The 8,667-nt window shown below is 40.4% G+C and carries 2 protein-coding genes and 1 pseudogene; 2 read left to right on the top strand and 1 reads right to left on the bottom strand.

Annotated elements, in window-relative coordinates:
* Positions 1-235: 235 nt before the first annotated feature.
* A complete protein-coding gene (locus IM462_RS07260; RefSeq protein ID WP_287702066.1) occupies positions 236-2,905 on the bottom strand; it encodes an efflux RND transporter permease subunit in 2,670 nt (889 codons plus the stop codon).
* A gap of 929 nt (positions 2,906-3,834) precedes the next feature.
* Here IM462_RS07260 and IM462_RS07255 point away from each other — a divergent pair.
* The gene (locus tag IM462_RS07255; protein WP_287702064.1) at positions 3,835-4,785 is read left to right on the top strand and encodes a DUF4351 domain-containing protein; all 951 of its coding nucleotides are present in this window, start codon (positions 3,835-3,837) and stop codon (positions 4,783-4,785) included.
* A gap of 601 nt (positions 4,786-5,386) precedes the next feature.
* Positions 5,387-8,667: pseudogene (locus IM462_RS07250) on the top strand (hypothetical protein); the annotation flags it as partial.

Genomic DNA, 8,667 nt, shown 5'->3' with positions numbered 1-8,667 from the left:
TCCAAGCTTTTGGGGGGTTCTACCCCCCAAACCCCCCGTTGGGGGCGTGGCGCGGTCACTGAGCGTGTCGAAGTGCCGCCCCCAAACCCCCCGCGCATTAGCTTTTCGGTGGGATGCTTACACGCGATTGTTCATATTTTTATACTAATTTAAGAGTCACTGATAACTGCTGATTCTCGGTATTTCCGCAAATGTGTGATGCACCCAACCCTAACTAAAGGGACGGTAAAACTAGCTACTTTTGACCGGCTTTAATCCGGTTCCAAACATCCTCTAAACTTAGATATAACACAGGCACAACAATTAAACTCAACAGGGAAGAAGTGACTAAACCTCCCACAATTACCATCGCCATGGGTTGCCGCAATTCAGCACCAGTACCCAATCCCAAAGCGATCGGAATCATGCCTAAAATTGTCGAACAAGTGGTCATTAAAATCGGTCTTAACCTAATCATTCCCGTTTCTAAAACCGCTTCCTCCCGACTCCAACCCTGTTGACGCAATTGGTTAGTATAATCCAGCAATAACACAGCATTTTTATCGAGTAGTCCCAAGAGGAAGATAAACCCGATCAGAGAAATCATACTAAACTCACTACCCGTTACCAATAACCCCAACATTGCCCCCACAATCGCTAAAGGTAAACATAAAGCGATGACGATAGTTTCTAGCAGTCTTCTGAATAATAACCATAAAACTCCTAACATTAAAATTGTCGCCAGGATTAAAGTGCGACCAAAACTGCCCAAAACATCGCTACTTTGAGAAGAAGTACCCCAACGCTGTAAAGTTATCCCTTCCGGTAAAGGAATCCCTTCAATTTTAATCGCCGCATCTTCTAAACCTAAATCTGGACTGAGATTAGCACTGAGAAAAATCGCCTGTTGACCATTTAAACGCTCGATCGCCAAAAAATCCCCCCGCTCATTTAATCTAGATGATAGGGAAATATCCTTTAAACCGGCGATTTTAGCGGCCTCAACCCGCAATTTCTCGGCACTATCGCGCAATAGTGGCAAATTATCGCTTTTAATCGCAATTTGGATCGGCTTTTCCGCTTCCGTCTGCACAAAAGGAATGTCCTCGACACTGACATTCACCCCTCTAATTGGCGGTAAAATTTGCCGAATCCGTTGCTGCACGGCACTGGTGTGAGATTTACGATCGCCCTTCAGTTTAACGTGAATTTTGCCCCGATTCGGCTCACCGCGTAAACCGGCGATCATAAAAGTCGATTCCACTTCCCCATCCCGCAAAATCGGCGCTTCTAATTTGCTGCCATCGCGGATAGTGCGACGCAGGAGAAAACTTTCGGGAGAACTCGCTAACTGAGAAATCCAAGCGAAACTATCGCTAGAACTCTTAGCCGTCGGTTTATTAGGACTAATTTGTGTTATTTTCGGCAAAGGAGAAGTATAAACCAGATTAAACTCGCCGCGATCGAGTCGGGGAATAAATCCCCTAGAAATAAAAGGAATCAGGGCAATACCCGCCAAAAAGGTAATTAGGGCAATAGCAATGACCAGCAAACGATGACGTAATGACCAGTTTAAGAGCCGTCGATAGGCGTTCTCAATCGGTCGCTTTTGTTTCGTCATTTTTGCCCGTGACTGCGGTTTCAGCCAATATACTGCCAAAACTGGCGATAAAGTTCGGGCGACCAACAGGGAAAAAATCACCGCAGCCGAGACAGTTAAACCGAAGGGTTGGAAAAACTGTCCCACCGCACCCCCCATAAAAGCCACGGGTATAAACACGGCAACAATGGTTAAAGTGGAGGCGGTGACAGCTAATCCGATCTCCCTTGTCCCCTTAAGTGCCGCATTTTTCGGGGTTTCCCCCGCATCGATTAAACGGGAAATATTCTCCACATCCACGATCGCATCATCCACGACAATGCCGATCACCAAAGCGAGAGCCAGCAGTGTCAGGGTTTCCAGATTAAACCCATAGATGGCCATGATAATGAAAGTCCCCAAAAGAGATAGGGGGATAACCAGAGCAGAAATGACCGTAGCGGCGAAACTGCCTAAAAATATCAAGATCACCAGCACCGACAGCAAAACTGCCAAAAGTAAATCATCGATCGTGCCTTGTAGGGCAGCGCGAATATATTCCGCTTGGGTTTCAGCTAAAATTATCTTGACATCGGGCAGTTTTTGTGCTATGTCTTTAACCAGTTTTTCTGCTTGAGCGGCCAGATCGAGACTATTGGCGGCACCTTTTTTGATTACCTGCACTGCGATCGCTTCTTGACCGTTAAAGCGCACCAGCGTGGGTAATGGTCGGGTTAAGCTTTTATGGGGATTATCTTCTCTAACTGTACCTTGACCGAGTAAATTAACTTTAGCCGTACCAGGAAGAGCTTTTAAGGGTGTAATTAAATTATCTTGGGCGATTTGGCTTAATTCTTCTAGATTTTTCTGCTCACTCCCTTCGACTTGGCTCAGGGCAAGCACCAGCGCATAGGTGACTGTTGCCGACTCATTTAAATCAACGGGGATAACTTCTGTGGTAGCTTGAGGGGGTAAAGGGACTTGCGAGATAGTCTGTTTAACTGCTGCAGTGGCCTTGTCTAAATTTGTACCAATTTTAAAGAAAATGCTGATTACTGACTGTCCGGGGGCAGTAGTCGAAGAAATATCACGACGACCGGGGAGAGAGAAAAGGGGATTTTCTAGGGGTTTAGTTAATTGCTGTTCCGTGGTGATAGCAGTAGCTAAATCCGCTTGAGCGTTAATTATTACGACTGGAAAGCTGATATCGGGGAAAAGAGCGTATTTTAGAGAACTAAAAGCCAAAATTCCCGCCACGGCCACCGCTAACCAGAAGGCAATGGTTAACCTCGGGGCATTAATCGCTATTCGAGAGATATTCAGACGTTCTCGCCACGATTCTTTCATGTTTGTTGAATAAGTGGGGTATGGGGTGTGGGGTGTGGGGTGTGGGCTTCGGCCGTGAGCTCAGCCGAACGGGTGTGGGGTGTGGGGAGAATAAATAAAATAATCTCCTGAATCCTGACTCCTGAATCCTGACTCGGAGACTCCTAACCCCATGGTAGATGTTGGATTTTTGCAGAAGTTCTATTTTCCGACAAAGATAAGCAAAAATTATTTATTGACTGTAAAAACTTGAGAATATTTAAATTAACATTCCGCAATATTTATAAATTCTTAAGAATTAATTGAGAAAGATTTTTATTTAACAACGACGTTATCATGGTTACAGCGATTTGATAGAATTTCATAATGGGCTATTGTGTGCTTTTTTGGGCAGCAATGGTTGAAACCCTTGCCACACCTAGAAGGTGATCCTAATTAAAACGGGTAAATCAGTCAATTTCGCCCACAACGATGATCTTTTTTTTGTGTAGTTTTATTGCAAAAAAAAAGTTTTTTTGACAAAAAGCACAAAGTATGATAGGGGAGAAGGGAGCCTGGAATTATGAATTGGGGAGAGTGATTGCCTTTATTTAGAAAACGGGTTTCTTCGAGAAAATATTTAGAAAACGGGTTTCTTCGAGAAACCCGTTTTCTTGTAATAAATGTTAATTTTTGTGATAGCAACCTTGAAAAATTGGGGATTGTTGGGCTAAAACTGTTAGCAGTAAACCTTTGCAGTTAATGTCATGACTTCTACCCTGTTGCCGTTCTTTCCTGCTGTTTGCGATAGTTTGTTCGATTTAGCTCAATCTGATGGATTTTGGGCGAATTTGGCAATCGCTGTAGGTTAAGGGGGTGAGGTCATAACAATCCGTTGCCGAAACCGACTTTTCAGAATACAATACATAAGAGTAGTCATTCATCACTCAGATTAGTTAAGATGATATTACATGACTAATAATATTGACCACGATCGCCTATTTAAGGAGTTAATATCCACCTTTTTTGTCGAATTTATCGAGTTGTTTTTCCCTCAATTGATAGATTATTTAGATAGGGACTCGATTACTTTTTTAGACAAAGAAGTATTTACCGATGTCACGGAAGGAGAAAGGTATGAAAGCGATTTAGTCGCACAGGTTAAGTTTCGAGGAAAAGAATCTTTTTTTCTGATTCATGTAGAGGCGCAGGAAAGTTCTCGAAAATGGTTTAACCGGCGAATGTTTACTTATTTTGCTCGTTTTCATGAGAAATTTGTCCTACCGATTTATCCGATTGTAATTTTTTCTTATTCAAAGCCAAAAAGAGAAGCGATTAGTCAATATGTGGTCGATTTTCCCGATTTTAAGGTATTAGAATTTAACTATCAAGTAGTACAGTTAAATCGATTAAATTGGCGAGATTTTCTCAATCAACCGAATCCAGTTGCTTCAGCTTTGATGGCTAAGATGAACATTGCCGAGAAAGAGCGAGCCAAGGTGAAGGCGGAATGTCTGCGCTTGTTAATCACTTTAAGCTTAAACCCAGCAAAAATGCAATTAATTTCTGGATTTATTGATACTTATCTCAATCTAAATCCGGTCGAAGAGATACAATTTCAACAAGAGATTAGCACATTTAGTCAACCCGTACAGGAGGGAGTTATGCAAATTACTACCAGTTGGATGCGTCAAGGTATTGAACAAGGTATCGAACAAGGTATCGAACAAGGTATTGAACGGGAAAAGACATTGATTCTTCGTCAAATTAAACGCAAGTTAGGGGAGATTAATCCTTCATTGGAAACTAAAATTATGGAGTTAAGTATTGATGATGTCGAAGTATTAGGAGAAGCTTTATTCGATTTCTCTACGGTTGAAGATTTAATCAATTGGTTAAATACTTTAACTGCCCAGCTTTGACGTTAGCGATCACATCTTCGCCATGACAAGGAGTAAGATTGCTTTGGGGGGGGAGTTTTAGCGGAAATTATCCCCTTCGCCATCACCCGCTAAAATTTTCATGGTGAGGAAGTAATTCAGAGATAAGCTTTCCGTATATAATATAGGCAACAAGCAGAAGCTTGGTGAACTATAGATCACCAAGGACTGGCTAAACCTGAAGTTGCAAGAGCGATCGCCCTCTCACAATAACAATATTTTGAAGGCGTGAATGGGTGACTTGTGCTTTGATGGTTTGACAGTCCTCAACCCTAACCCACACCGGCTAGTTGGGCGGTTGTATAAGAACTGGCTGACTCGGCTGAATAATTAATAGCAAAGCAAATTGTGGGCAATGTCCACTCTACATTACTGGCTCTTCGTTACTTGTTATGGTTCGATAGGGTGGCATAAATCGACTAAATCCTTATCTGGCAAGAGATTTAATTGATTAGTTCGCTCTAGATCAAAAACAATTGACAAAAATCGCCAAACGTTTTTCTGTATAAGGGTTCCGTCCCTTATAACCCCCGTACATTGCATAACACAAACCGAAGAACCATCAAGATTAGAAAACATAAGAATGTCAGACAAAATACCAAGCGACTGGACTATTGAATTACGTCAACTACCTATCCTTGGAGGTTTTTACGCTCATAACTACTGGGTAATGTTAGACGGCAATCGTAACCCACAAGGAGAAATTAATGGGTTTTCATCTGTATTTAACACAAATACACGACAATGGGATGAAGTTGCTGTTGGATTATGGGGTGATACATTAAGAGGCTATTCAAGAATAGAATATGCCAATACCCCTCATCAATCGATTTATCAATATAAGAGTAGTGAATCAGATGTAAGAGCGCGTTTCCAGGCTGCCTTAAAGGTAAATGATTTCCTAAACACAAAAAATATTAGATATCAACCTTGGTTGTGGTACTCGTCTGAAGAGCAAAATTCTAATGCGTGGGCTACTACAATGGGAGTGGCCATGGGTTTTAATGATTTAAAAAAAGTTTCTGATGATAGCTTAATAGCGCCAGGATGGGGATATAACTTATTAAGTGAATATCCTGAAGGTAAAAAGCTAGTTTTTAATCCAGAAATTTTAGAAGATTTGATAAATTACTGCTTCACCGCAGAAACACCAATCTTAATGTCAGATGGTACATACAAACCCATTGAACAAGTAAAAATTGGCGATGAAGTAATGGCGTTTAATGGCTTGGGAAAACTGGAACCACGCAAAGTTACTCAAACCTTTATCACACCAGATCAAGAAGTAGTTCAATTAGGTAATATTAAAGTTACTTTAGGGCATCATTTTCTACAAGCTGATGGCAATTTTAAGGCTTTAAGTGAAATTGACCCTGATGACTTTTTGGTAGGTGTAACGGGTAAATTGATCCCTCATCCGGGTATTAAATCTGTTGAAGGGAAGCATACAGTTTATAACTTCACTGTTGAAGAATTACATACATATATTGCGGGATATTATCGGGTTCATAATGATTCTCTTGCTCTGTATCAACCTGTAACAACGGGTGGGTTTATTGGGGCTTCAATTGGTAGTCAAATTGGGTCTTATTTTGCTAATGATAAATTTGCTAGTCAGCTTGTCGCCCAGTCGTTAGGTAAGACGGTAGGGAGTTGGGCTGGTGATGCTATTGTTTATGAATTTGACTTATCAGATGATCCTGCTTTTCGTAACCGCAGTCAGCAATCATTATCATTAGGCGCAATTTATAAAAGATTGCCGGCTAGTGTTATTTCAACGGGTATTGGTTTGCAAAGTGGCAGGTTAGCTAATTCATTAATCAAGACTTTTAAAATTGAAGACCGATTCTCTCAGATCGCTTTTAGTGGATTAATTACGACGACGACTTCCAATTATATTACGACTCTGGCAGCAACTCATTTAGATGCAGAAACGGCAGTCAAGTTTTTTGGTGCGCCTGGTAAGTATGATAATTTGGGAAACCTTAAAGGGATTGATTGGGAGCAATTAGATTTAGTTAATAGTTTAGCGGCAACTGCTGGTTCGATTGTGGGTTCTTATTATGGTAGTAAATTATCTAATATTTTATTTAATACTGATAGCACTGAATCACAAATTGCGGCTAGTTTAGCCACTGCCTATGGTGCAACTTTAGGTCAAACGTTGATTCCTATTCCCGTCGTTGGGGCAGCAATAGGAGCAGCAGTCTGTAACTTAGTTGGCTCTTGGTATGGTTCTTTAGTCAAGAGTTCACCTGTTATAGCATTTGCAATAGCTCCTCTTTCTTTTATTATTACTAAAGGTTTAGGTAAGATTGTTGGAAAAATTTTTGGAGGAGGAGATCCACCGCGTGCTTTTGCTGATTTATATTTTGATTCCAGTAAAAATGCTTTTGCCATGCAACCAAGCATTAGAGAAGAGCATCGTGGTAACGTTGAACTTGCCAAACAAATGGGAGAAGCAGTAGTTAGCAACCTTAACAGTATATTGTTGATTGTTGGTGGAAAAGCATTTGATGGTTATTGGGGAATTTATGGGCATTACGGGGATGTTTTATCCCATACGCCTGATGGTCGTCTTAAATGGGGAAATAATGTTGATGGTGCGCTTAATTGGGGAATTTTAAGTCAGATTCGTTCGGTTAAAATTGAAGGTGGCGATCTTTATTTGAAGCGCGTTTTAAAAACTTCTCCAGCCACCACTGTTTTAGCGTTATCTAAGGATTTGGATATTGCCAGAGAATATGGCATTTATAAGGATAATCCCTATCTCTATGATAAGACGATTCAAGAGTTAGATGATAATGCTATTTCTATTGCGGATCAGCAAATTTTAGCATTGCGACAAGTTCCTGCTAATCTTCCCGTTTTAACGAATCCAGAGAATAAGTTTGTTGATTTTGATGTGAATGTTTTGCCGTCTCAGGTATCGGTATCTATGGCGGGTAGTAATTTTATTGTCAATGGCCGAACGGTTACGCCTGATCAGGTAGTCAGGTTTGCTGATGGTAGTCGTTTTAAGTTTATTATTAAAAATGGGGTAGCAACGTTAGAAGCGGAACAGGTGGTTAATTGGTTCGTGATTAAGCTTAAAGCAATGGCTTTAAATTTAGATGCGCCTCAAGTTTCGGATACTTATATGGGAGCAAATGCCAGTAAAATTGTCAGAAATACTGGAGGTATTGGCAATGATATTTTAATTGCTTCTTCAGGAGCAACTCTTAATGGTGGGTTGGGAGATGATGTTTATATTTATAGTCGTGGAATGGGAACGGTTACTATTAGTGATACTGGTGGATTTGATACGATAGAGCTTGATGCAAGTATTAATGTATCCGATTTATTGGTAGAGCAACGGGGAAATAATTTAATCATTGCTGTTAAAGATTCTAGTAATCCATCAGCAGAAATTTCGCAATTGTCTGATAATATTATTATTTCAAATTTTGCCAATCAAAAAATTGAGACTTTTCGTCTTGGCAATAATAAAGAATATACTATTCAAGGATTAATTACAGGATTCTGGGGGGATGGAAATAATTCTCAGCAATTAATTGGTGATTTTAATGGAGATGGGAAAGATGACATTGTTAATTTACAAAGTGATGGGATTTCTAATAACTGGGTAGCTTTATCTGATGGTAACGGTACGTTTAACTTAAAAGGAGCATATTCTCTAACTAATTCTAACAATAGTTATCAAACAGGGCTAACATCAGGATATTGGGGAGATGAAAATAACTCTCAGCAATTGATAGGAGACTTTAATGGAGACGGCAAAGATGACATTGTTAATTTACAAAGTGATGGGATTTCTAATAACTGGGTAGCTTTATCTAAAGGAGATGGTTCATTTAACCTTAT

The organism is Microcystis sp. M144S2 (assembly GCF_020246065.1).
GTDB classification, from domain to species: domain Bacteria; phylum Cyanobacteriota; class Cyanobacteriia; order Cyanobacteriales; family Microcystaceae; genus Microcystis; species Microcystis ichthyoblabe_A.
Note: the sequence above shows the minus strand (reverse complement) of the source record. Positions and strands in the feature narration are given on the sequence as shown.